Source organism: Zunongwangia profunda SM-A87 (assembly GCF_000023465.1).
Classification (GTDB): Bacteria; Bacteroidota; Bacteroidia; order Flavobacteriales; family Flavobacteriaceae; genus Zunongwangia; species Zunongwangia profunda.
The window spans coordinates 2,758,793-2,782,563 of record NC_014041.1 but is presented as its reverse complement, the minus strand read 5'-3'; the positions used below and the strand labels follow the sequence as shown (position 1 = coordinate 2,782,563).

The window sequence follows — 23,771 nt, the reverse complement described above, 5'->3', positions numbered from 1 at the left end:
CCATGAAAAATTTACTGGTTATTGGATATGTTTGGCCGGAACCTACCTCTTCTGCCGCCGGAAGCCGAATGTTGCAATTATTACATTTTTTTCTTGCTGAAAATTACAACATCACTTTTGCCACCACGGCAACTCAATCCCAGCATGCTTTTGATCTAAAGACATTAGGTATTGAAACGACTAAAATCGAACTGAATAATACCAGTTTCGATAATTTCCTAAAAAAAATACAGCCTGAAATTGTGCTTTTTGATCGTTTTATGATCGAGGAACAATATGGTTGGCGTGTAGATGTAATCTGCCCCGAAGCGATTAAAATTTTAGATACCGAAGATTTACATTTTCTTAGGAATGCCAGAAAAAAGGCATTGCGTACAAAGACTGATCTCAACAAACTCATGTTAAACTCCGATGTAGCGAAAAGAGAAATCGCTTCTATCTACCGTTGTGATTTGAGCCTGATTATCTCTAAAATAGAAATGGATTTGTTAACATCGATTTTTAAAATTCCTGCTGAAGTTATTGAATACCTCCCTTACTTACTGGATACTGAAGAAATCGAAAAAGTAGCGCATTCGCCTTCATTTCAAGAACGCCAGGATTTTATGTTTATCGGTAACTTTCTACACGAACCTAACTGGCAGACAACCTTACATTTAAAACAGAAAATATGGCCTGAAATTAAACAAAAGCTCCCCGAAGCAAAACTTCATATTTACGGAGCTTATGCCAGTGATAAAGTATATCAACTTCAAAATAAAAAAGAAGGCTTTGTAGTGCACGGTCGTGCTGATACTGTTGATGAAGTAATGCAAAACCACCGAATTTTGCTAGCACCCATTCAATTTGGTGCCGGACTTAAAGGCAAAATGGTCGATGCGATGCAAAACGGACTCGTTTCCGTCACAACACCCATAGGAGCCGAAGGCATTTCTGAAAACCATCGCTGGAACGGTTTTATTTGTACATCTGATGATGAAATTATTGATAAAGCGATTCAGATTTATCATGACGAAGAGGAGTGGATTTCAAGACAAAAACTGGGGAAAGCTATCCTAAAAGATAAATTTTCCGCATTAAATTTCACTGCTGCATTTCAGGAAAAATTAATAGCTTTAAAAAAGAATCTTACGGAACATCGTTCTAAAAATTTTATCGGTACCATGCTAAAATTCCACAATAATCGCAGTACCTATTTTATGTCTAAATTTATAGAAGAGAAGGAAAAAAATAAAAGAAATGAGTACCACACCTGATCATGACCGTAAGGTAGCCGAAATGAGTTTTGCTTCGGTTTATCCTCATTACCTCGCTAAAATTGAAAAGAAAGGCAGAACAAAAGAAGAACTACACCAGGTAATACAATGGTTAACGGGTTTTACCAATGAAAAATTACAACTGCTAATCGCTAATAAGGTGAATTTTAAGGAGTTTTTTGATCAGGCAGATTTACATCCCAATGCATCACTTATTAAAGGAACTATTTGTGGCTACCGAATTGAAGACATTGAAACACCACTTACCAAAAAAGTTCGATACCTGGATAAGCTGGTAGACGAATTGGCGAAAGCCAGGAAAATGGAAAAGATCTTACGTTAAATGTAACAACTTACAAAAAGCAGGATATTATTATCCCGAGCATGAATGATTATTAAAAACGTCGAATTCCAGTAAAAAACGTCGGTTTTTACTGGAATCTTCAAAACGATATGATACCCTGAGGCTTCCCTCGAAATTGTAAAAAAGGGATCCGGTCTAACGGGCTCCCTCGAGGTTTTTTATTATACCACAAAAACGATTAAAGTACCTGATTAAATGAATTTTAAACCAACTGACTTAAACCTTCACTAAACAGTTTTTGATTTAAGGTTCTAAGGGTTTTAATTTTATCTTGCGTATCTACCAGTATAGAAATATTATTGCTACTGCCCCCGTAGCTTATCATCCTTACAGGAATATCATTCAATAGTTCGAATAACTTGTAAGTTGACTGATCCTCGATAACAGATTCTCCCACAATGCACACAATACTTTGATTGCGATCTACGGTAATTTCACCATAAGCATTTAATTCTTCTAGAATTTTATCCAGATTTCGGGTATCATCGATGGTTAGGGAAATTGCAATTTCCGAGGTCGTAATCATATCGATAGAGGTTTCGTAATGGTCAAACACATCAAATATTTTTCGAAGGAAACCATGCGCCATTAACATTCGGTTTGATTTGATTTTAATAGCGGTAATATCATCTTTCGCTGCAATTGCCTTAAGTCCTTTACTATGCACTTCAGAAGAGATTTTAGTTCCGGTTTTCTCTGGAGTAAAGGTGTTTTTCAGGAAAATAGGAATTCCTTTATTGATTACCGGAGATACCGTTTGCGGATGCAAAATTTTAGCGCCAAAATAAGCAAGCTCGGCTGCTTCTTCAAAAGTTAATTCTGAAATTGGATGGGTTCCCTCTACATGACGTGGATCGTTGTTATGGAAACCGTCTATATCTGTCCATATCTGTACTTCTGAAGCCTGTGCCGCAGCACCAAGAATAGTTGCGGTATAATCGCTGCCACCACGTTTTAACGTGCTAATTTCATTATGCCTGTTGATACATACAAACCCCTGGGTGATATATAAATCTGATCGTTTCCCTTGTAAATGGGCGTCTAAAAGTTTGCCAACTCTATCGGTATCCGGATTTTCAAGATTATGTACTTCCATAAATTCCTTGGCATCCAGCCAGATATTTTCGATACCCTGAGCTTTAAAATACTGAGAAACCATAAAAGTAAGCATGGTCTCCCCGTAAGTGACAATTTCGGCATACACCACATCGGTATATGCTTTATGCCCGGCAACCGATAAATCCTGCAGGCATTTCCCTACAAAAGATTTTGTTTCCTGATTTAAAATTTCTTCCTGAATAAGGCGATCTATGGCCAAAAAGTGACGATCTCGAAGCTTTTCGATAATCACTTCAATTTCCGTATAATTTTGTGTTTTCGATAAATTGGAAATGGCGACCAGCTCATTAGTAACTCCGCTCATTGCAGATAATACCAATAGTTTTATACCCTCCTGTCCTAAGGTAATATTTTTTACATTTTCGATACTTTCAGGAGTTCCTACAGATGTTCCTCCAAATTTTAAAACTTTCATCTTCATTCTTTTGATGTTGCATAATTAAAATGAAGCGTGATGAGATTAAAAAAAATGATTCATTTTATATACATTTGTACAAAATGTGTAATATTTAACAATGAAGACGATAACTACCTGTGTTCATGATATTATAAGGCACCAACCTTTTCTGGATGACGCCATTGCGCGCGATATTGTAAACTTTAGCGGATTGGCGGAAGATTTGCGTCCTGAAGTTGAAAAAGAGATGCGAAAACCGGTAAAGGTGGGTAGTATAATTATGGCTTTACGCCGTTATGCACCCAAGCGCACAAAAATCAACATGAACAGTTTACGCGAATTAGGTGATATTATCGTTAGATCCGGTATTACGGAATACACATTTTTGAATTCGAAAACCATTATCGCAAATAAATCCAGGCTATTAGATGCGGTAAAAGATCAAACAGGTGTTTATCTTAATTATTCGAGCAATTATCAGGAAAGTAATATATTGGTGTCGTCTTCTTTAACCAACCTGGTAGAAGATTATTTTAAAAATGAAGTACGAGTAACGATTAAAGAAGATTTATCTTCTATTACTATCGCCCTTCCTAAAAATAGCAGCCAATCTGTTGGATTGTATTTTTATATCTTTAAACTACTCGCTTATGAAGGGATACCGGTTTTCGAGATGATCTCTACCTCAAATTATTTTGCCCTGTTTTTAGAGCGGGAATATGTAAATAAAGCTTTTTTACTGTTAAATGAAATAAAGACTAATTAAGCAGTCTTTACCAGTAATCGAAGTATACCCCTGTCATGGCAATTACTGCTATAATTATGACTACAATTATTGCTATAAAAGTAGCGCCAAACTTCGTTTTCTTGTTTTTCTGAAGAATATAGTCTTCAGATTCATTGTCTTCTTTGTCTCTTATTTGCATTATTGTGAGGCTTTATTGCAGCTGAAAAACCTATCATTGGGAATCGCAATATCCTTTTCAACTATCTATCAAACTTTTTGAATAAAATAAAATTAAATAAAAGTTTTCAATTCTATTTTGTTCGAATTGATAAAAACATGCTAAATTTTTGTAAAATATGCAGCAGTAACCTCACTTTATCCATTTAGCTATCGTTCACTCTCTAGTCTAAAATAAAGGAAATTAAATACAGCACTATATTTAATTATCAGAATGCTTATTTATATTCCTTAATGAGGTTTTCCCATTCCATTCTTTTAAGCATGCGTACTAAGGCAGGATCTATTTGATCTACCAAATCCGAGTTTTTAGGGAACGAATAACTGTAATAGTCCTTTTTGAGTGTTTTTTCTAAAACTTCAATACTATTTCCCAGGTTTAGTTTGTCGATTTCATAGCGCAATATCGGTTCGTCATACACCAAAACATCGATTTCCTTATTATTTAGTAATGCGATCCCCTCTTCCTCTGTTACTAATTTTTCAGAATCAATTCCGTATTGATCTAAAAGCTCTGCCGCACTACTGCTATTTACCGTTGCCACTTTAAAACGGCTAAGGTCTGTTATTCCTTTAATTTCGCCACTAATACTTTTCACGGTAAGTGATGAAGCAATACTTGCCGTAAGACTGGAGATAATAATAATAGCCATAAACATCCAGATCAAACCAATAATACGTCCTCCTGTAGTTCTGGGGGATTTATCACCATAACCAACAGTTGTCATGGTCACTGCACTCCACCAAAACCCTTCCATTAATCCTTTTCCTTTGCTCCCACCAAATTCTTCGGCATTTTTCTTTCGCTCAAATAGCCATACCAGAAAACCGAAAATAAAAATGACTCCTAACAGTGCCAGTATCGCCGAAATAAATTCCCAGCTCCATAAATTTTTAAGAATATTAATTACCTGGGATTCTTTTCTTTTTGCTATACCGGTATGAGAAATAAAATAAGGTTGGGAAAAATCCAATCGCTCCATCCGGCTATCGGTCACGGTAATAGGATTGATACTAAAGTCTACTTCACCGCTTTCAACGGCATTTAGAAGAGCCTTGAGTGTTTTATACTCCTGATATTTAAAATTGTAATCTAAACTTTCATTCACCAAATTCCAGCTTTTAATACTTAAGCCATCGTAAGTCCCGTCCGGATTTTGCGTTACGAATGGCGGTGTATGCTGTATCCCGATTTTATAAGTTTTAGGAGCAGATTTTAAAGAATCCTGGGCATTGATAAGGAAAGAAAAAAATATAAATAAAAAGGATAATATATACTTCATAATTTTCAGCTGAAGGGAAATTTTTCGTTACATAAGTTCCGAAAAGTACTTAATACTGAAATATTTTCAAAATCCAGTTTATTCTGACGTCACTTCTGCAGCAGCATTGGTTGAAGTCGTATCCTTTTTTCGATAGTAAATTTCTAATTTTTTTCGCCCAAAGTTTCTGGCCTTTGCAATGTCCTTTCCCATATAAATATCTACTCGTTTTTTCCAGCGATAATGCATTTTATCTTTAATTAGAAAAACCGAATCGAATCCCTGAATTCTAATTTCATCATCATGATCAAGACCTAAGTCTATAAGATCCCGTGATATCGCAACTGCATTCATCCCTGGTTTTAAGGTATCTCCCCACGCCGCCAGGTTTGGATTGTTACCGGCGGTTTGATATCCAACCGAATTAAATGCAGAAACCGTAACCTTTAAAGTATCCCAATCTTCTTCAATAGGATGGTCATCTACCTTGGTATCAGAAAAATTACAGGCTGAAAAACCTACAGCAACCAAAAAATAAACAAAAGGAAAGTATTCCTAAAAAGTATTTTCTGATCATTGTAAAGTTTTTCAGCCTGTAGTATTATTGCTAAAAGCTAATATAGACAAAGTTTTTTTTCAAAACAAGTCCAAAGGATGATATGGGCATTCCACTAAACTTCTCCTAACTTCCAGCCATCACGATAATCTCGTTTCACAAATTTATTTGCTTCTTCAAGATTTTCTACGCGCATATTATCACTATCCCAAATCATTTGAATATAACGTCCTGGATATTCAAATTCTATATTTCCATTGGCATTTGTTTTCTCTCTTCGAATATCTGTACCTCTTATGGCCAGGTTAGCAATCAATAAAATTTCGGTTAAAGGTCCTGCTATTTCGAAAGGTGAACTAAGTTCTTTTTTACCGGGTCCGGCTATCGCGGCTTCTACCCACTGTCCATAATGCCCATTGGCACCACCGGGCACACGATCAAACTGTTTTGGTACATTTACCTCATTGGTTCTGGAAGTTGGCAATAATTGAGGGTTCTCTCCATACGTACCACACATCATTTTTCCTTTAGTACCAATGATTAAAACTCCGTTTCCACCATCTCCAAACACTTCATTTGGGCCTAATTCTTCCGGTCTGGTAGGTTGAATACCACCATCCATCCAGTGTAGTTTAATATCACCATCTGTATTTTCATTACCATCAAATGTCATGGTCACGTGGCTGGACGGCGGGCAACTTTCAGGAAAATAACCACGTTTAAATTCATCTACATAAACACTACCAACGCTACATTCTACGTTTTTAGGATATTTTAAATCCAGTACGCGATAAGGCGCTTCAATTAAGTGACAGCCCATATCGCCAAGCGCTCCAGTACCATAATCCCACCAGCCTCGCCAGTTAAAAGGAACAAGACCATTAACATACTCTTTATAAGGAGCAGTTCCTAACCAAAGATCCCAATCTAACTCGGCCGGAACACTCGCTTTTTTCTCTGCAGGCCATGGAATACCCTGTGGCCAAACCGGTCTATCTGTAAAACAATAGACTTCTTTTGCTTTTCCTATTAATCCTGCATTAAACCACTCGCGCATTTTACGCACCCCGTCACCAGATGACCCCTGATTTCCCATTTGGGTAACCACATCATATTTTTTAGCGGCATTGGTTAGCGCTCTTGCTTCGTAAATATCATGCGTTAATGGCTTTTGCACGTATACATGTTTCCCTAACTGCATGGCTGCCAAGGTTTGAATGGCGTGATTATGATCTGGCGTAGATACCGAAACCGCATCAAAATTCTTTGATTCTTTATCTAACAGTTCTCTCCAATCTTTATAATATTTTGCTTTAGGAAAACGTTCTCGCGAAGTTTTAGCGCGACGATCATCCACGTCGCATAAAAATGCGATATCGGCTTTTCCTGTTTGATGAAAGCTCCAGATATCACTTTGTCCTTTTCCTCCAACACCTATTCCAGCGACTACCAGTTTATCACTTGGCGCAGTAAAACCGGGACCGCCCAACACATGACGCGGAATTATACTGATACCCGCCGTGGCTAGCGCAGTACTTTTTATAAAATCTCTTCGTGAGGAACCTAAAATTTTCTTGTTTTTTTCCATAGTTAGGGTTTAAAAGATAAATCGATTTAGTTGATTATTCGTATTATATGATTAAAAAGCCATCATTAATAATAAAAAGATAAGCTTTGAATTTGCATATTAACATTTTCTAAAGATATCTTTTAATTTTTAAAAATCCAACTTTCTGATTTTATATAAGATTTAATCTTTATGTCATGCCTATAAAAAACTTACGAAATAGGCGATTTTGAACGCTAAAAACCTAAAATTTCAGTTAAACTCCTTTTTTAATGTTAAGAAAAATAGAAAGCAACCGAATTAAATCCCTATATCCTTGTGAGTGCATTTGAGAGCTGTACCTTTGCACACTTAATTGGCTGAAAACAAGAAATCGGCCTTAATTAATCTTTGAAAAACAAATTTATGAGTCAAGTAAAGCAAAATGACACTGTAAAAGTTCATTACACAGGAAAATTAACCGATGGCCAGGTATTCGATAGCTCTGTGAAACGCGGAGAGCCAATCGAATTTACTATGGGACAGGGACAATTAATTCCTGGATTCGAAAAAGGACTTTTAGATATGGAAGTTAACGAGAAAAAAACCATAAATATACCAAAAGAAGAAGCTTACGGTGAGCCTAGAGAAGAGCTTGTACAGGAAGTGGAGAAAAGTCAGCTTCCAGAAGATCTTGAGCCTAAGGTTGGAATGGGATTGGTTTCTAAAACTCCAGATGGTCGTGAGATGAATCTGGTAGTGAAAGAAGTTAAAGATCAATCTATCGTGGTAGATGGTAACCACCCATTAGCTGGTAAAGATTTGGTATTTGATCTTGAAGTGGTAGAGATTAAGTAACGATCACATAAAATCATTGCTTTTGAAAAAGCCATGATTGTAATACTAAAAATCCTTTTTTGGAGTCTCCAAAAAGGGATTTTTAATTATTGAATATCTTTGAAATACTGTTCCTCTAAATTTACCTGCCGGACAAAAATAAAACGAATTAGAGCTTCCCAGTAATTTACAGGACTTAAGAATGTTCCCATTTTTTAAGCGCGCTACTACATTTCCAAAAATACTATTAATTCTACAGCCTTTAGACTTAAGCTTTTTATAAAATGTTTTCGCACCTTATTTTTAGACAGTATCTTTATTCCAAACCAAAACTAAAAATAAATTATGATTAGAAAAGCAAGCGCAGTTTGGAATGGAACACTAAAAGAAGGACACGGAAAACTTTCTACTGAAAGTGGTGTTTTAAATGAGACTCAGTATTCTTATAAAACCCGATTTGAAGATGGGAAAGGTACCAATCCTGAAGAATTAATTGGTGCGGCTCATTCTGGGTGTTTTACCATGCAGTTATCTGCCTTTTTAGCGGAAGAAGATTTTCCTGCGGAAACACTAAATACAAAAAGTGAAATTACCTTTAAAGATGGAGTGGTTTCTAAATCACATCTAATTCTTGAAGGAAAAGTTCCTAATATCAGTGAAGAGAAATTCCTGGAAATCGCTAAAAAAGCAAAGGAAAACTGCCCATTATCTAAATTATTGGATACAGAAATTACCTTAGATGCCAAGCTGGTAAAGTAAGAATACTTTACATTTTACATAGCAACTTAAATTGAAAACGTCCTGTACATTTATATGCAGGACGTTTCTTTTTTGGTTGCTTGTTAAAAATAAAATTTCAGGAGATCTGTTAATAGTACGAACCCATAAAAAATTAAAATTTACTATATACTGGGCATATTTATGTAATGACGCTGCATGGTCTTAAAAAGGCCTTGCTTAATATGCTGCATAAAATCGTTAGAAAAACGGTTGTTTTTGGCGAATTTTTGATTTACTTCCAGTTCAATCCCAATATAATTAGTGGTAAACTTGGTTCTAAGATAGGTGGTAAAACCATCTGCCGTTCCAAAATAAGGATAATTAGACCTAACCCTCACATCTAATTCTTTTATAAGTTCGTGCTTTAAATGCCTGGAAAAGTTTTTTTCCCCTTCCCTTGTAGGATCGTATAAAAGTCCGATATCCGTTTGGCGTTCCACAGCGTCTAAAACCGGCGTAAAGCTATGCACAGAAATATGTACCACTTCTTCTCCTGCTTCCCTACAGGCAGCAATACAATGCTCTACCTCATTCCTGTACTTCAGGTAAAAGGAGTCAATCAATATTTTTTTTTGCTCCGCAGTCAGCGATTTAGAATATTCTGAAAATAAATTACGATGATGTAAAGAACGATTGGGTTCAATTAACAATCGGCTAAATTTATAATCAAAACTAAAATCCGCTATTTTTGATAATTCCTGAAACAATTTAAAAGCCCCGGGATCATAAGCACGATGCGTTTTCCAAACCGGATCTTTTGCATCTTTTATAAATTTAAATTGTTGTGGCAATGCATTCCCAGCATGCTCACAACTTAAAACTAATTTCAAATCGTAAATAATTGATTTTTAGACAAACAATCAGCTATTTTTAAATAAACACTTTTAATTTTTTCGTCGGAATAATTTTTGTTTAAAGCTTTTATAATCCTGGTGGCTAATGACCCTTCTTTCAATAAAAATTCAATTGTTTGGGCATGTTTTTCAGAAATATTATTTTTAATTTTCTGGAATATTACCTGCCAGATTTCTTGAATTTCGGCTTCTTTTTTTAAGCCGAAAATAGCTAAATAGGCCTCGTTTTTTACTTTACCCACTTCCGCATCTTTAATAGCTATATTCAGAATATCAAGTAAATCATCTTCCTTCCAGGGTTTTTGTTCCTCCAAAGGGATAAATTCCTCATTTACTATCGATTTTAAAGTTTCGATTACCAAAATGGCAATTGCCATATCAGCTTTAGGACACTCCTGTAAGTCAATGACCCGTATTTCTATTGCGCCACGATCAAAACGTGCAATAGCACCCCTGGAATTTAAAAAATGATGTTCCAGAATCCCTTTTTTATCATAAGGCTTTATCGCTTCTTTGATAGGCGCAAAAATACCACGATGATATTCTTCCTTGGTGTAAAGGCATTCCGGGATGACTTTTCCAGCAATTTGAGGAACTTCTTTTTGATTGGTTTTATACATTTCCATACGACTATCCATAAATCCGGTAAGCTGCCCTTCGAAAATTGGTGAAGATGCACTTAGGCCAGGGATAATAGGTAATAAAATCCTTATGGCTGCATGTAACTTTTCAAACTCGTTATCATTGGCAAATGGCAAATTGATGTGCATACTCTGTACGTTGCTCCAGCCATGCCCGTTACAATCAAAAATTTGATTATAAAGCTCATAAATCTCGTTATAATCGTGTTCCCAAAGTTTTGTCTCCTTAAGTGGATCCATTAATGGGTGTGCCGCGGTTGGCAAAAGTTGAGATTCTAACGGCTTTAATAAGCTATTAATTTCAGTGATGTTTTCTGCAAAAAGCTCATCCAGATGTTCAATTTCTGAAGTGGGACAAGCCGTTTTTAATTCCACTACATGTCCTACCAGCTCATTGCTCCATTCGATCTTACCATTTTCAACATCTGAAGTAATCTTCCCGGTTTTTTCAATAAAAAGCTTGTCAGTAACAGGATTTACCTGCAGGTCTTTATTCACCAGCATATACTCTAACTCTATCCCGTAAACTTCGAAAATATGATAACTCATGCTACTTTTTTTCCAGCCTGTTTTTTAGGGCTGTAATAATAGATTTATATACCTCTTCTCCATAAAAAGCATCTTCAACCCCAAAATCAATATTTGGGTTGTCATTTATTTCAATAACCAGGGCTTCACCGTTAATTTGCTTAACATCTATACCGTAAAGTCCATCGCCCATTAATTTGGCCGAGCGTAATGCTAAATCCAATACTTTTTCCGGAACTTTTTCTAAGGCCATTGCATCGGCATTCCCATCCTGATCGTCTTTCTTTTTAGCACTCCAGTTATATATTTGCCAGTGGCCTTTAGCCATGTAGTATCTACAGGCATAAAAAGCTTTTCCATCTAAAACGCCAATACGCCAATCATAATCTGAAGGGGTAAACTGCTGGGCAATTATCAACTCTGATTCTTTTAGCATCTTGGTGACCAGTTCCTTATATTCTTCCTGGGTTTTCGCTTTTTTTACCCCAAAACTAAAGGTAGAATCAGGAGATTTTAAAACCACCGGTAATCCAATTTCATCTATGACCAAATCCTTATTCTCTTTGTGAATAATCATGGTTTTTGGAGTAGGAATACCGGCATTTTGCAATGCTTCAGCCATAAAAACCTTATTACAACATTTTAAGATCGCATCCGGATAGTCAATAATAGCGATCCCTTCCTGCTGTGCTTTTCTTGCAAATGCATAGGCCTCGTTATGCACCTCTGTACTTTGGCGAATAAAAAGCGCGTCGAAAGCCGATAATCGCGATAAATCTTTTGGTGAAATAATTTCCACATAAAAATTCATTTTTTCGGCAACTTCGGTGAATTTCTTTAAGGCTTTTAGGTTACTTGGCGGTGCTACATCTTCTTTTTGTACGAGGATAGCCAAATCATAATCATAAGACTGTGGCTTAACGGTGTCATATCTTTTTTTAGAAAAATAATCACTCGCAAAAATATGCATGCTCTCTAGATGATCCTTCGGAATTTCAGATTCAGATAAGGCTTTGATGCTTTTTATAGTCCATTTATTGCTAAAACTAAACTTTACCTGCAAAAAGGGAATCTGGAAATGCCTAAAAAAAAGGGAGCTCAGTTCCCGGTACTTCTGGGCTACATTTTGTCCAAAGTAAATACTGAGCACAAACTCGGTTGATTTTATCGATTTCAGGGATTTCTGAATAACATCATCAAACTCTTCAGAAATTACTTTAACCAATTTGGGTTCTCGTAAATCTACGAGGTTTTTAACGGTAGGTATCGCCAAATGTCCACGAGCTTCTGCTAACAAGGAAACGTAATATCCTTTGGACTGGTAACTATAGTTTTTGGATAAATTGAAAATACGAGCATTTTTTATTTTCGCATACAAAGGGTTGGTTAAATAATCCTGCGCAGCGATAATACTTATATTTTCAAGCTGAACCGGCCATTTTTCAGGCTGATTCACCACTAAAAATTTGTTCATTTATAATATAAAATATCACACAAATGTACTAGAAAATTAAATTGGGAAATCATAAAGTTTTAAAAATTAAAACATAAAAAGCCACGTATTCTGATAAGAATAACATGGCTTTTATTAAAGGATTAGTAATCTTATTACAATGAATATTGAAGCCCGAAAGTCCAGCTTCCATCATTTTTTAATTGAATTCCGTTTACATCCTGATACAATGGGAATAGATATTCTATACCTAATCTGATATTCTTAAAAGTTCCATCGGGAATATAAAAATTAGTCCCAAATGCAGCATTTACATATTCCCCACCCTGGTTTTGGGTATTCGCCGTCGTCACCATCATCGGGTTTAATTGGCCATAGGCACCATCGATCTTCCCTACTGCTTTTCCTTCAATCCGTGCAGAAAGACTTAAAAAACGAGCTATTTTAGTAGCCACCCAGTTATTCCAGACCAACTGATTTCCGAAGCGATAATCATTATCATTCTTCCCTAATCGTAAGGTCCCGTTTAGTTGTGATCCAAAAGACAGCAAACTTCCCTGTAGCAAGTAAGTAACGCCCAAATTAGGATCCCAGGTGCCGCTACCGTTTTGCATAGGATAGGGCAAAGGCATTTCCTTAGGCGCACTCATTGGCGTCACATCTTTTTGTTCTATACTCCCGGTAGGAATACTAACCCCTGCGGTAAAATGCAGACTTTGCCGATTCATATCTAATACTTTAAACATTCCGGAGAGTTTAATATCGCCAAAACCCGAAGAACTGGTTTTAAAATGGTTTCCCATTCGGTTTACCAATTGCATATCATTCCCTACAATATTACCCATAAGCATTAAAGTAAACCGATCTGATGGGGCATACATCGCTCCCAGCATATGCATGTTCATTGTCATAGCTACCGGTGAAACCATATAATTATCTAAAACCGCTTGTTGTGAAACAGCATCATTACCCCTGTTGAGTCCTTCCATATCCATTGTCATAAATCGGTAAGAAAACATCCACTCTCCTTTATGATGTACGTGATCCCCCATTACTCCAATTGGTGCATGCCCATCTGGTCTGCCTGCCGTCCATTTTATATTATCATTTTCTGTTTGTGCCATAAGGCTGGTTGCGATAAAGCATAAGCTTATCACTATCATTATTTTTTTCATGTAAATTGTAATTATGACCTTTTAGGCCGGTATTTTATGTTGAATTTAAAATATACACCTCACTGAAACTTCAATAACTTCTTCAGAAGAATCGAGTCTCAGATTTAAATTCAACTATAACTGGGCGGATGTTCGATTTCAGGGAAGAAGGGATTGTCTTTAAAATGCTTACGGAAGCAACATTCCCCTATTTCAACATAAAAAAAGGTATGGATCAATTGATAATCTGGCGGAATGTGAAAATAAGCAGGTAAAAAGGAAGCGGCAATATTCACGCTAGCTTTAGAATTTCCTAAATTATTTGATTTTTCAAGTTGTTGCATTAAATAACATTTTCCATTGCAATGAAGTGCTGGCTTATTTTTATTGATGCAATAACTTTTAATGATATAATCCAAATTGAACTGATAATAGCTTATTTCACCTATTTGGAACACCGGGCGGTACGCAAAAGAAAGTAAGAGTAGAATAGCTAAAATCTGCCTTGGCATGACTAGGAAATTATCCATACAAAAGTAAAGCACATAGTTATATTAGCAGATAGAGTCATGTTAAAGTATTCTTTAAATAATAGAATTATACTCCTATAATTTTTCAATTATCTCAAAAAATATGGCTTAAATTCTCAATGTCTTAATAGTATATTCTATTTGAAATTTTATCCCTATTTTACCATTTTAAACCACGTACTTACTATGAAAATAAAACAACTTGGCCTTTTTGCATTGCTCTTTGCACAGGCAGGTTTGGCACAAACCACCGATGAAAAATTAGTTGCGAAAGCAAAAAAGATTCACGAAAGAGTGATCACTATCGATACCCATAACGATATTAATGTAAACAATTTCACTCACGATCATAATTATACCCAAGACCTGGATACCCAGGTAAACCTTCCTAAAATGGACAAAGGAGATTTAGATGTTTCCTGGCTTATTGTTTACACAGGACAGGGAGATTTAGATGACGAAGCTTATAAAAAAGCATACGAAAATGCCATCTCGAAATTTGAAGCCATACATCGTTTAACCGAAGAAATAGCCCCGGATAAAATTGGTCTCGCCACCACTTCTAAAGAAGTTAGAAAACTGGTTAAGCAGGGCAAAAAAGTAGCGATGATTGGGGTAGAAAACGGCTATCCTATTGGTACCGATATTAAAAATGTAGAGAAGTTTTATGATATGGGTGCTCGTTATATGTCTTTAGCGCATAACGGTCATAGCCAGTTAAGCGACTCAAATACCGGAGAGGCCGACGGTGAATGGCTAAATAACGGCTTAAGCGATCTTGGTAAAGAAGTGATCAAAGAAATGAATCGCTTAGGGATCATGATCGATGTTTCGCATCCTTCTAAAGAGGCGATCAAACAAATGTTCGAACTTTCTGAAGCACCACTTATTGCTTCGCATTCTTCAGCCAGGGCCTTATGTGATCATAGTAGAAATTTAGATGACGAATTACTGGCCCTTTTCGATAAACATGGCGGTGTGATCCAAACCGTAGCATTTAGCTCGTATGTGAATACAGAGAAGCACGAAGCTTTTAATGCTGCAAAAACCAAAGTTTATGAAGCTAAAGCAAAGGAACTGGGTTTTGAAATCCTCTCCTGGGGAGAAGTACGTGAGCTTGAAGAAGATGAAAGAGAAGCTTATATCGCAAATTACAAAAAACTAGTTGCTGATGCTGAAAACGAGGTAGACGCGATAAAAGAAACCATTAGTCCGGTTGATGTTTCAGATTTTGTAGATCATATTGATTATTTAGTTGAAAAAGTGGGGATTGACCAGGTAGGGATCAGTTCAGATTTTGACGGCGGCGGCGGAATTGATGGATGGAATGACGCATCAGAATCTTTTAACGTAACACTGGAATTAGTTAAACGTGGCTATACCGAAAAAGAAATCGCTAAACTATGGGGAGAGAATTTGCTTCGCGTTTTAGACGAAGTGGAAGCGGTTGCCAAAAAAATTCAGAAAGCCTAAATCATTAAATTAGTGTAATGATACGCCTGGAAAGGCCCGTGGAGGATTGTGTAAGGACAGGTTTTCGAACTTTAAATTCACTAGCGAGCTACATCTTTGGCCGGGATACTTCTGGTATCAGAAAAAGAATCGTCATCTAAATTCAAGCAACCTTGACATAGATGACGATTTTAATTTGTCTAAATTCTAGAATCTTGAAATTATTCCTTCTAGTTTATTTTTTGTTTTTACGCTTATTTTTGTCCCAAAAGACATAGGCTCCAAAAAGCACTAAACTTACCAAAGATCCCCATAACAAACCAGATTTTAACTGATCTGTACTTCTACCCAGGATGGCGATAAAAATGGTTAAGGGTGCGATTCCTACCAAGGTAGCCCCAATAAACTTCCAGTAGGTCATTTTTAAAATTCCGCCAACAAAACTTATAGCGTCATTTGATAAAAACGGATTTACCCGGGTCACTATGACCGCCCAAAAGCCGTAATCGTCTATAAAATGGGCTATTTTTTGTTCATTCTTCTCCCCTATTAAACGCTCTACGATAACAGGACCAAAATAACGCCCGATAATATAGCCAATGGTACTGGCCGAAAAAACTGCGGCAAAAACAATCAAACTTCCCCATATTGGTCCGTAGGCAATGATCGATACTACCATTAAGGCTACAGAGGGAATAACGATTAAAAACATTTGGATGATCATGGCAAGAATTAAAACAACGGGACCAAACCATCCAAAACCATCTACCCACTGGGTAATTCTCTTCTCGTCGCCACTAGTAAGCACGGCCCAGGCTTTATCTAAAAATTCCTGTACAGACGGAATTAAAAAATAACAGGCTACTATAGATGCGACAAGCGCCAATGAAATATACAATGGCGCTTTACTTTTACTTACCGAGGCAGTTTTTATATCTTTCTCCATACATTATTGTAACTCAACTTCAAGAATATTGGCAGGATCGCTGTGTCCTTCATTCGAGATAAACAGCGCTCCGTTTTTACGAAAAGCAATTCCCTCAGGTTGATAAAATTTTTCTCTTTTTAATAAATATAACTTTTTGGAACGCCCGTCTGGAGACAAGATTAATAATTTAGGATTTCTAGCATCGGTAATATACACATCTCCTGTTTTAGGATGAATTTTTACTTCAGAAGGCATCATTACCGTTAGTTTATTCTTAGTTTTTACCTCTTCGAATATAGGATCTTTCAGGTCTATTGCGAATGCCGGCGTTTTAAGGAGCTTTTTAGATTTTAAATCGAAAGCATAAATCCCTTTTGTATTATTACTTAAAGGATCACGGTCTTTCACCGCTAGCAATAAACGATTATTTTTTAGATCTGCGCATAATCCCTCGGCATTATGTTTTGCCTTAATAAAGGTTTTATGCTCGGTAACTTTTGGATTTTTACCTAAATAATCTTTAACTTCAAAAAGAACACCATCACTTCGCAATACAAAAGCATCATTTCTTACAATTGCAAAACCTTCATAATCTCCGGATTTACCAAACTTAATCTCCCGTTCGATCTTTTTTGAAGTTAGATTGTAAATGAAAATAATACCTTCTTCATCCTGGATGGCAGCCATACGCTCATCATCTATAAAATCCATTCCTGAGATTTCTTCTAATCGCTTAGGTAAATCCCATTTTTGCTGAATGGTATATTCTTCTTCAAAATCCTTTCTATCCAGACTAAAAGGGAAATCCATTGTAAAATATACAAAAGCAACAATGGCTAAAATACCTATTGTTATGGCTGCTACAATTTTATTCATCTCTAAAATTAATCTTATTCTCTAATTACTAATCCCAATATGTTATGGATGCATTTTCGCTTCCATCCTCGTTTAATACCAAATGTTTATCTGGTTTGCCATCTAATTCCACCTGATAATACAAGTCTTTATTGATAACCAGAATATCAGTATCATCGATCTGATAATTTCCATAATTAGTAGTAATTGCTTTTTTAACGGCTTCTGGAAGCTCTGTAGATGATATCTCGTATTTATACTTAAGCATATCTCCTTCTGCACTAAAAATGGCTTCATAATCTACCCTTTCTATTTCAAAATCCACCTGGTAATCATCACCTAGCATCTCCCATTCTACATCACTGGCCTTGGGATAATTTGATTGAAAAGCATTTAAAACCACAGAGGGAACATCTGCCCTAAAATCATCTTCGTCGTCTGATTCACAACCAGCGCCTATTAACAAAGATACTAAGCTAAATAGATAAAGTGTCGTTTTCATATTTTAAAAATTTTATAAAACAAAGATGAAAACGAAAACTGTAAAGAAATGGGAATACTAACAATCCGGTATATTTTATTCAGAAAGTGTATCATTAATTAGTTTTTTTAAATCTTTGGTGATTGGCCTTTCCAAAATCCCTGCTTTATCTTTAAGGTAGGTCATAATCTCTACGGGAGTGAGTTGATAGGTTTCTCGCAATCCCGCAATAATCTTTTCCAGATAATCAGGATGTGGGGTATTAATCTCATTTTTAAGAAACTCGGCGTTTGTAAAACTAAAAACGGGCATTTCTTTGTGATAGCCTAAAAACAAAATACGATTGTACCATGCATTGCTCTTAAGGTCTAGATATCCCTTTTCAATTGTTTTTTCTAAATTGATCTCAAGTTCCTTTTCTGTATCAATCTCCTGTTTTACAAGGTCGATAAACTGATTTTTGGAAATACTATAGATTTTGCCAAATGTTTTAACCTCCTTATTTTGTTTTGGCTTCACAAAAGCCGCCGCGCCCCCACTCCAGGTTTTAGTGCTTTTTGCAAAATAAAGTTGATGAGGAATTAAAAAACTGTCTTTTGCTTTGGGCAAGGCTTTATCTCTACACCCTATATAGGTTCGTTTTGCTCCTTTTGGTGTACCACCGGTGATATAGCATAAAAATCGGTCTTCCATTAAATTAGAACCATAACAGGCATACCAAACACGCTCAAAATTTCTCATTAATTGCTTTTTTTAGAACCTACTAAAATTTAATGGGAAAACGCCTCATCTTAACTATTCTTTAGGTTTACAGGGAATTCTGTAATGAACAGATGTCCTTCGCGGAAATGATAGTGTAAACCCAGCTCATATTTATCGGCTATGGCTTTTGCCAGGGCCAAACCAATCCCGGTGGAAGATTTTACTCCTGATTTTTTATAAAATCGTTGAAAAATCACCGCCGTATTTAGTGGATGTTCGCCTTCATTTTGAATCACCACCTCATTTTGTGCTACATTAATGTATATCCTGTTATTTTTTGAGGAATGAATAATCGCATTTTTGATAAGGTTTACATATAAAATGAAAATCAATTCCTTATTGCCCTCAAAAAAAAGCTGTTGCTGCTGTTCAAATTCAATGTTTATTTTCCGCAAATCAGCTAAATCTTCCAGGCTATCTATAATTTCCTGTAGCACCTGATTAATATCAAGCGTTTCTATATTCTCGAATTGTCTGTTTTCAATTTTGCTAAGCAGCAACAGAGATTTATTGAATTTTGACAGGCGTTCCAGATTCTGAATACCATCAGCTAAAAGGCTGATATCTTTTTCATTTAAATGCTCACTTTCTAACAACAACTCTAACTTATTTATACTTATCGCGAGTGGCGTTTGCAACTCGTGTGAAGCATTTTCTATAAACTGTTTTTGATTTACATAGGATTCCCGGGACTTTTTAAGTAGTCGATCTACATTTTTATTCAGTAGTTTGAATTCTTCAATATTGGTTTCAGCATAATGTATTTCCTGATCACTCTCGATATTAAAATTCTTCAATTTTCTGAGTAAATCATAAAACGGATGCCATACCTTTTTCAATAAAAAGTTGTTCAGCAACAAAATAGAAACCACCATTCCAATATAAAGCCATAAAATACTATAAAACAAATCCTCGATAAGGTCATCTTCTTCCACCATCGAGGTGATCACCTTTACTTTATAGTACTCATCCTCGTGTCTAAAAATGCTTTCCAATAGTCGTACCGGTTCAAAATCATCTTCATTTAGCATATACATAGTGGTATCGCGGTACTGATCTCTATGGCTTAGTATTTTATCTGATTTTGTAACCTTTCTAAAGGTATAATAACCATCATCAAAATTAGTCTTTTGTAAGATCGAGGGATCTTTAATAGCTTTCTGGATCACCAGCATTTTCTGATTTTCGAGTCCGTCGTCCATGCTATCATAAATTTCATCCAGCATTTGCCAGTAAAAAATAAGCGCCCAAACCGTAATGATTAGCAACAGTAAGAAAGCAAAGTATGTTGTCGTGTAATTAAGTAATTTCATTCAACCACTAATTTATAGCCTATGCCGTAAACGGCTTTGATGTTTAATGCCGAATGATGGGTTTTTAATTTCTTACGCAGGTTTTTAATTTGGGAATAAATGAATTCAAAACTATCTGCCTGATCGATATTATCCCCCCAAACATGTTCTGCCAGGGACGGCTTTCTTACCAGGCGTTCTTTATTTGCCACCAGGTACATCAAGATATCAAACTCTTTGCGATTAAGTTCTACTTCTTTATTTTTAATTTTTACGCGACGCTGCTCTGGGAAAATTTCTGTATTGGCGAGTTTGATGGTATTATTCCCCTCAAAATTTTTGCGTCTTAGCACCGCTTTTATTCGCGCATTTAATTCGGCCATATAAAAAGGTTTGGGCAAATAATCATCTGCCCCCAGCTCTAAGCCTTTTAATTTATCATCTAAGGAGTCTTTCGCAGAGACGATAATAACTGCATCCATCAGGTTTTGCGATTTTAGATATTGTAAAAGTTCTAATCCGTTACCATCGGGCAAACCAATATCCAGTAAGATACAATCGTAATTATAGACCCCAATTTTTTGCTGTGCTTCCTCACAGGTTTGGGCCGTTTCCACCAAATATTTTTCTTTTTCCAGATTTTGCTGAATGTTTTCTAACATTTGCAGCTCGTCTTCTATCACTAAAATCTTCATCGTAGGCAAATTTCAGCAAAATTATAGATGAAATTGGGAATAAATCTGGATAATTTTTTTCTACAATAAATCACCTTAGAGAACACCAAAAGACATGCATTAGCAAAATATTATTTATTTAGGCTATCGACAGGAGCATTTAATCTCGATCATCGAGTAAAATACAAAGGATAAGCCTATAATCATTAATTGAAAGATTATTGATTTTGGGCTGCTTATTTGGATCTTTGAGGGATGTTACATCCAATTCTAATTTTTAAAATTACCTTAAAAACAAATCTTAATTTTATAAGTCTTTGTTTATTTGTACGCAATTATTCAATGTTATGCTGTCAAAACTTAAAAAATCGCCCAAATTAAAGTGGGCTGTACGGATTATTCTCGGACTAATCGCTTTGTTTATTTTATTTTTTGCCAGCATTTACTTTGGAATGTGGGGTAAAATCCCATCACGGGAAGAGCTTAGTGCTTTGCAGCAAAATAAAGCGACACAGGTTTTATCTAGCGACGGACAATTAATTGGCAAATTTTACATTTTTGATCGCCAACCTATAACATTTGAAGATCTCCCAAAGCACTTAATTGAAGCTTTAATCGCTACTGAAGATGCCCGGTTTTATGAGCATAACGGTATCGATAATCGTAGTTTGGGGCGGGTGTTTTTTAAATCCATTCTTTTACAGGACGAAAGTGCCGGGGGTGGGAGTACCATTACGCTCCAGCTTGCTAAAAACATCTACGGAAGAAAAGATTATGGCGCCCTTGGAATTGTTATCAATAAATTTCAGGAAGCCATCATGGCTAAACGCATTGAAAAAATATATAGCAAAGACGATATTATTACTTTATATTTTAATACCGTTCCTTTTAGTGATAACACCTACGGAATTGAAAGTGCTTCCATGAAATTTTTTGGGAAGCATGTAAAAAATTTAAATGTTGAAGAAGCCGCTGTTTTAGTAGGTATGCTGAAAGCTTCGCATCGGTACAACCCCAGAATTTTTCCAGAAAGAAGCAGGTTACGCCGTGATGTTGTTCTTACCCAGATGGAAAAATATGGTTATCTAACCGAAGCCGAAAAAGACAAGTATATCAAAAAAGATCTGATCCTGGATTATAAAAATTACAGCAATAAAAAAGGTCTTGCCCCCTACTTTAGGGAGCAAATTCGTAAAGATCTTAGTCAAGTTCTGGATACGATTAAAAACAAAGATGGGGATAAGTATAATATTTATAGAGACGGACTCATTGTTCATACCACATTAGATTATAAACTGCAAAGTATTGCAGAAGCTGCAATGAAAGAGCACATGGCTGTTTTGCAAAAAACGCACGAAGATTCTTATGGCAGCAGAGCGCCCTGGCTTACTAATGATGCTATTTTAAAAGACGCCATTCATCGTTCCAAAGCCTACCAAAATTTAAAAGAAGATGGTTTTTCTGAAGAAGGGATCATGCAGGAGCTTCAGAAGAAAAAACAAATGGAATTGTTTGAATATGATGGTACAGTTACCCGCCAGGCCAGTACTATTGACAGTATAAAACACTATTTAAAATTCTTAAATGCGGGCTTGCTTTCTATAGATCCAAAAGACGGTGCTGTAAAAGCCTGGGTTGGAGGCGTAGATTTCAGATATTTTCAATACGATCACGTATCACAAAGTAAGCGTCAGGTAGGTTCTACCTTTAAACCTATTGTATATACGACTGCTATTGATAAAGGTATTGCTCCCTGTACCTATTATTCAGGCCGGGCCGTGACCTATAAAGATGGCTGGAAGCCTACGAATGCTTCTACTGAGGAGGAAGATGAAGACATGAATTACAGCATGAAATATGCCCTTAGCCATTCTATGAATACCATTGCGGTTAAAGTACTGCTCGATGCCGGCATTCCAAATGTGATCGAAAAAGCCCATAAAATGGGAATCTCTTCAGAGCTTCCGGCTGTTCCTTCTATTGCTTTGGGAACTGCGGAAATCAATATGGAAGAATTGGCCACAGCTTATACCAGTTTTGTAAACTCAAGCAAGCCTTCCACCCCTTATTATATTACCAAAATTGAAGATGGCTCTGGAAACTTGCTGGCCGAGTTTAAAGCTTCAGAAAAACAAGAAGCTGCATTTTCTGAGGAAACCAGAGAAATCATGGTGAATATGATGCAGGCCACCGTAAATGAAGGCACCGCTACCCGACTGCGATATACCTACGGATTAAACAACGATATTGCCGGGAAAACCGGGACGACCCAAAATAATAAAGATGGATGGTTTGTTGGTCTTACGCCAAACCTGGTGACCGTTACCTGGGTGGGAAGTGATGATCACCGTATTGGCTTTAGAAATACCCGAATTGGCCAGGGAGCGAATTCGGCTTTACCCATTTTTGGGAAAATGATGCAAAAGATGAATGCTGATGCTTATTTTAATGAAATCACAAATGCACGATTTAAGCGCCCCTCTAGCGAAGTTGCAGCACTTTTGGATTGCGAACCCACCAAAGAAGATAGTTTCCTGAAAAAGCTTTTTGGCAGTAAAAAAGACGAGCCTAAGGAAATCGATATGGATGAACCGGTTAAGGAAGAAAAAGAGAAAAAGAAAAAAGGCTTTTTTAAACGACTATTTGGCGGAAAGAAGAAGGAAAATTAAAAATCAAGAACCTTCGGGCAAGCCCATACGCTATAAATCCGGATATCTTTTTACAATTTCAAGGCAAGCTTAGGGATATTATACTCTTTTGGCGGTGCCAATAAACTAGTTCCTACTCTACCTGTATGGTAAGCACATCAATGCTATAACTCCCGAATGCACGATCTTGTCTATTCGGGTGTTCTATTTATTCATAATTAGAGATTTAACAGTTATGATTAAATCTTTAATTGAAAAAGTATAAAATATAGCTTTAACTAAAAAAACGATTATTCATTAAAAATTATTTCAACTTATTTATAGTTTCTAAAAATTAGAACTATTTATTTTGAAGTAAAATACACACATAAAATTTTTATTCATTTAGGCTCTTTGATTTTAATGAATGATTAGGTAAATGCTTGCCGCAATTCGACG

At 36.2% G+C, this 23,771-nt stretch carries 23 protein-coding genes; 7 read left to right on the top strand and 16 right to left on the bottom strand.

The features are described from left to right. Positions 1 to 2 precede the first annotated feature (2 nt). Complete coding sequence (locus tag ZPR_RS12240; RefSeq protein ID WP_013071999.1) at positions 3 to 1,256, top strand: glycosyltransferase family 4 protein; 1,254 nt, start codon at positions 3 to 5, stop codon at positions 1,254 to 1,256. After that, positions 1,240 to 1,599, top strand: a complete 360-nt coding sequence (locus tag ZPR_RS12235) for a DUF2200 domain-containing protein (RefSeq protein WP_013071998.1) — start codon at positions 1,240 to 1,242, stop codon at positions 1,597 to 1,599. Before ZPR_RS12240 ends, ZPR_RS12235 begins: the two co-directional genes overlap by 17 nt. Before the next feature lie 223 nt (positions 1,600 to 1,822). Here the strand turns inward: ZPR_RS12235 and ZPR_RS12230 are convergent, their stop codons facing one another. Beyond that, positions 1,823 to 3,154, bottom strand: a complete 1,332-nt coding sequence (locus ZPR_RS12230) for an aspartate kinase (protein WP_013071997.1) — start codon at positions 3,152 to 3,154, stop codon at positions 1,823 to 1,825. A gap of 100 nt (positions 3,155 to 3,254) precedes the next feature. Between ZPR_RS12230 and ZPR_RS12225 the strand changes: the two genes are divergently transcribed. Next, on the top strand, positions 3,255 to 3,902 hold the full coding sequence (locus ZPR_RS12225; RefSeq protein ID WP_013071996.1) for a hypothetical protein: 648 nt from the start codon (positions 3,255 to 3,257) through the stop codon (positions 3,900 to 3,902). A gap of 7 nt (positions 3,903 to 3,909) precedes the next feature. On the opposite strand, the gene ZPR_RS23420 is transcribed toward ZPR_RS12225, so the two are convergent. From ZPR_RS23420 to ZPR_RS12210, 4 genes are all read right to left on the bottom strand, one after another. Continuing rightward, the gene (locus ZPR_RS23420; protein ID WP_013071995.1) at positions 3,910 to 4,062 is read right to left on the bottom strand and encodes a hypothetical protein; all 153 of its coding nucleotides are present in this window, start codon (positions 4,060 to 4,062) and stop codon (positions 3,910 to 3,912) included. Between the two features lie 256 nt (positions 4,063 to 4,318). After that, complete coding sequence (locus ZPR_RS12220) at positions 4,319 to 5,383, bottom strand: transporter substrate-binding domain-containing protein (RefSeq protein WP_013071994.1); 1,065 nt, start codon at positions 5,381 to 5,383, stop codon at positions 4,319 to 4,321. A gap of 78 nt (positions 5,384 to 5,461) precedes the next feature. Next, complete coding sequence (locus ZPR_RS12215; RefSeq protein WP_013071993.1) at positions 5,462 to 5,893, bottom strand: 3D domain-containing protein; 432 nt, start codon at positions 5,891 to 5,893, stop codon at positions 5,462 to 5,464. 140 nt (positions 5,894 to 6,033) lie between these two features. Further along, on the bottom strand, positions 6,034 to 7,506 hold the full coding sequence (locus ZPR_RS12210; protein ID WP_013071992.1) for a Gfo/Idh/MocA family protein: 1,473 nt from the start codon (positions 7,504 to 7,506) through the stop codon (positions 6,034 to 6,036). Between the two features lie 384 nt (positions 7,507 to 7,890). On the opposite strand from ZPR_RS12210, the gene ZPR_RS12205 reads away from it, so the two are divergent. Next, positions 7,891 to 8,322 (top strand): FKBP-type peptidyl-prolyl cis-trans isomerase, encoded by a 432-nt coding sequence (locus ZPR_RS12205; RefSeq protein ID WP_013071991.1) that lies wholly within the window; start codon positions 7,891 to 7,893, stop codon positions 8,320 to 8,322. Positions 8,323 to 8,646: 324 nt separating this feature from the next. Beyond that, positions 8,647 to 9,060 (top strand): OsmC family protein, encoded by a 414-nt coding sequence (locus ZPR_RS12200; protein WP_013071989.1) that lies wholly within the window; start codon positions 8,647 to 8,649, stop codon positions 9,058 to 9,060. 143 nt (positions 9,061 to 9,203) lie between these two features. On the opposite strand, the gene ZPR_RS12195 is transcribed toward ZPR_RS12200, so the two are convergent. The 5 genes from ZPR_RS12195 to ZPR_RS23245 all read right to left on the bottom strand — a co-directional run bounded on the left by ZPR_RS12195 (position 9,204) and on the right by ZPR_RS23245 (position 14,055). Continuing rightward, a complete protein-coding gene (locus ZPR_RS12195; protein ID WP_013071988.1) occupies positions 9,204 to 9,911 on the bottom strand; it encodes an N-formylglutamate amidohydrolase in 708 nt (235 codons plus the stop codon). After that, positions 9,908 to 11,125, bottom strand: a complete 1,218-nt coding sequence (locus ZPR_RS12190) for a glutamate-cysteine ligase family protein (RefSeq protein ID WP_013071987.1) — start codon at positions 11,123 to 11,125, stop codon at positions 9,908 to 9,910. The genes ZPR_RS12195 and ZPR_RS12190 overlap by 4 nt, the downstream gene beginning before the upstream one ends. Position 11,126: 1 nt before the next feature. Beyond that, entirely contained in the window at positions 11,127 to 12,578 is a 1,452-nt protein-coding gene (locus tag ZPR_RS12185; RefSeq protein ID WP_013071986.1) for a RimK family alpha-L-glutamate ligase, read from the bottom strand. A 134-nt stretch (positions 12,579 to 12,712) separates the two neighbouring features. Continuing rightward, a complete protein-coding gene (locus tag ZPR_RS12180) occupies positions 12,713 to 13,732 on the bottom strand; it encodes a transporter family protein (protein WP_013071985.1) in 1,020 nt (339 codons plus the stop codon). 110 nt (positions 13,733 to 13,842) lie between these two features. Next, positions 13,843 to 14,055, bottom strand: a complete 213-nt coding sequence (locus ZPR_RS23245) for a hypothetical protein (RefSeq protein WP_148211721.1) — start codon at positions 14,053 to 14,055, stop codon at positions 13,843 to 13,845. A gap of 372 nt (positions 14,056 to 14,427) precedes the next feature. Here ZPR_RS23245 and ZPR_RS12170 point away from each other — a divergent pair, with 372 nt between their 5' ends. Beyond that, the gene (locus ZPR_RS12170; RefSeq protein WP_013071983.1) at positions 14,428 to 15,714 is read left to right on the top strand and encodes a dipeptidase; all 1,287 of its coding nucleotides are present in this window, start codon (positions 14,428 to 14,430) and stop codon (positions 15,712 to 15,714) included. A gap of 214 nt (positions 15,715 to 15,928) precedes the next feature. Here ZPR_RS12170 and ZPR_RS12165 read toward each other — a convergent pair whose 3' ends face one another. From ZPR_RS12165 to ZPR_RS12140, 6 genes are all read right to left on the bottom strand, one after another. Further along, complete coding sequence (locus tag ZPR_RS12165) at positions 15,929 to 16,639, bottom strand: TVP38/TMEM64 family protein (protein WP_013071982.1); 711 nt, start codon at positions 16,637 to 16,639, stop codon at positions 15,929 to 15,931. A 3-nt stretch (positions 16,640 to 16,642) separates the two neighbouring features. Continuing rightward, positions 16,643 to 17,497, bottom strand: a complete 855-nt coding sequence (locus ZPR_RS12160; RefSeq protein ID WP_013071981.1) for an SdiA-regulated domain-containing protein — start codon at positions 17,495 to 17,497, stop codon at positions 16,643 to 16,645. 28 nt (positions 17,498 to 17,525) lie between these two features. Next, positions 17,526 to 17,978 (bottom strand): PepSY-like domain-containing protein, encoded by a 453-nt coding sequence (locus ZPR_RS12155; protein WP_041578888.1) that lies wholly within the window; start codon positions 17,976 to 17,978, stop codon positions 17,526 to 17,528. Between the two features lie 75 nt (positions 17,979 to 18,053). Beyond that, positions 18,054 to 18,698 (bottom strand): hypothetical protein, encoded by a 645-nt coding sequence (locus ZPR_RS12150; RefSeq protein ID WP_013071979.1) that lies wholly within the window; start codon positions 18,696 to 18,698, stop codon positions 18,054 to 18,056. Between the two features lie 50 nt (positions 18,699 to 18,748). After that, positions 18,749 to 20,032, bottom strand: coding sequence for a sensor histidine kinase (locus tag ZPR_RS12145; RefSeq protein WP_013071978.1), 1,284 nt, complete (start codon positions 20,030 to 20,032; stop codon positions 18,749 to 18,751). After that, positions 20,029 to 20,706 (bottom strand): response regulator transcription factor, encoded by a 678-nt coding sequence (locus tag ZPR_RS12140; RefSeq protein WP_013071977.1) that lies wholly within the window; start codon positions 20,704 to 20,706, stop codon positions 20,029 to 20,031. Before ZPR_RS12140 ends, ZPR_RS12145 begins: the two co-directional genes overlap by 4 nt. Before the next feature lie 326 nt (positions 20,707 to 21,032). On the opposite strand from ZPR_RS12140, the gene ZPR_RS12135 reads away from it, so the two are divergent. Further along, positions 21,033 to 23,354: a penicillin-binding protein 1A gene (locus ZPR_RS12135; protein ID WP_013071976.1), complete on the top strand. Its 2,322-nt coding sequence runs from the start codon at positions 21,033 to 21,035 to the stop codon at positions 23,352 to 23,354. Positions 23,355 to 23,771 lie beyond the last annotated feature (417 nt).

Bases quoted from the DNA above. Each gene is read 5' to 3' on its own strand.
- ZPR_RS12240 (WP_013071999.1), top strand. From the start codon at position 3: ATGAAAAATTTACTGGTTATTGGATATGTTTGGCCGGAACCTACCTCT.
- ZPR_RS12235 (WP_013071998.1), top strand. From the start codon at position 1,240: ATGAGTACCACACCTGATCATGACCGTAAGGTAGCCGAAATGAGTTTT.
- ZPR_RS12230 (WP_013071997.1), bottom strand. From the start codon at position 3,154: ATGAAAGTTTTAAAATTTGGAGGAACATCTGTAGGAACTCCTGAAAGT.
- ZPR_RS12225 (WP_013071996.1), top strand. From the start codon at position 3,255: ATGAAGACGATAACTACCTGTGTTCATGATATTATAAGGCACCAACCT.
- ZPR_RS23420 (WP_013071995.1), bottom strand. From the start codon at position 4,062: ATGCAAATAAGAGACAAAGAAGACAATGAATCTGAAGACTATATTCTT.
- ZPR_RS12220 (WP_013071994.1), bottom strand. From the start codon at position 5,383: ATGAAGTATATATTATCCTTTTTATTTATATTTTTTTCTTTCCTTATC.
- ZPR_RS12210 (WP_013071992.1), bottom strand. From the start codon at position 7,506: ATGGAAAAAAACAAGAAAATTTTAGGTTCCTCACGAAGAGATTTTATA.
- ZPR_RS12205 (WP_013071991.1), top strand. From the start codon at position 7,891: ATGAGTCAAGTAAAGCAAAATGACACTGTAAAAGTTCATTACACAGGA.
- ZPR_RS12200 (WP_013071989.1), top strand. From the start codon at position 8,647: ATGATTAGAAAAGCAAGCGCAGTTTGGAATGGAACACTAAAAGAAGGA.
- ZPR_RS12190 (WP_013071987.1), bottom strand. From the start codon at position 11,125: ATGAGTTATCATATTTTCGAAGTTTACGGGATAGAGTTAGAGTATATG.
- ZPR_RS12185 (WP_013071986.1), bottom strand. From the start codon at position 12,578: ATGAACAAATTTTTAGTGGTGAATCAGCCTGAAAAATGGCCGGTTCAG.
- ZPR_RS12180 (WP_013071985.1), bottom strand. From the start codon at position 13,732: ATGAAAAAAATAATGATAGTGATAAGCTTATGCTTTATCGCAACCAGC.
- ZPR_RS23245 (WP_148211721.1), bottom strand. From the start codon at position 14,055: ATGCAACAACTTGAAAAATCAAATAATTTAGGAAATTCTAAAGCTAGC.
- ZPR_RS12170 (WP_013071983.1), top strand. From the start codon at position 14,428: ATGAAAATAAAACAACTTGGCCTTTTTGCATTGCTCTTTGCACAGGCA.
- ZPR_RS12165 (WP_013071982.1), bottom strand. From the start codon at position 16,639: ATGGAGAAAGATATAAAAACTGCCTCGGTAAGTAAAAGTAAAGCGCCA.
- ZPR_RS12160 (WP_013071981.1), bottom strand. From the start codon at position 17,497: ATGAATAAAATTGTAGCAGCCATAACAATAGGTATTTTAGCCATTGTT.
- ZPR_RS12155 (WP_041578888.1), bottom strand. From the start codon at position 17,978: ATGAAAACGACACTTTATCTATTTAGCTTAGTATCTTTGTTAATAGGC.
- ZPR_RS12150 (WP_013071979.1), bottom strand. From the start codon at position 18,698: ATGAGAAATTTTGAGCGTGTTTGGTATGCCTGTTATGGTTCTAATTTA.
- ZPR_RS12145 (WP_013071978.1), bottom strand. From the start codon at position 20,032: ATGAAATTACTTAATTACACGACAACATACTTTGCTTTCTTACTGTTG.
- ZPR_RS12140 (WP_013071977.1), bottom strand. From the start codon at position 20,706: ATGAAGATTTTAGTGATAGAAGACGAGCTGCAAATGTTAGAAAACATT.
- ZPR_RS12135 (WP_013071976.1), top strand. From the start codon at position 21,033: ATGCTGTCAAAACTTAAAAAATCGCCCAAATTAAAGTGGGCTGTACGG.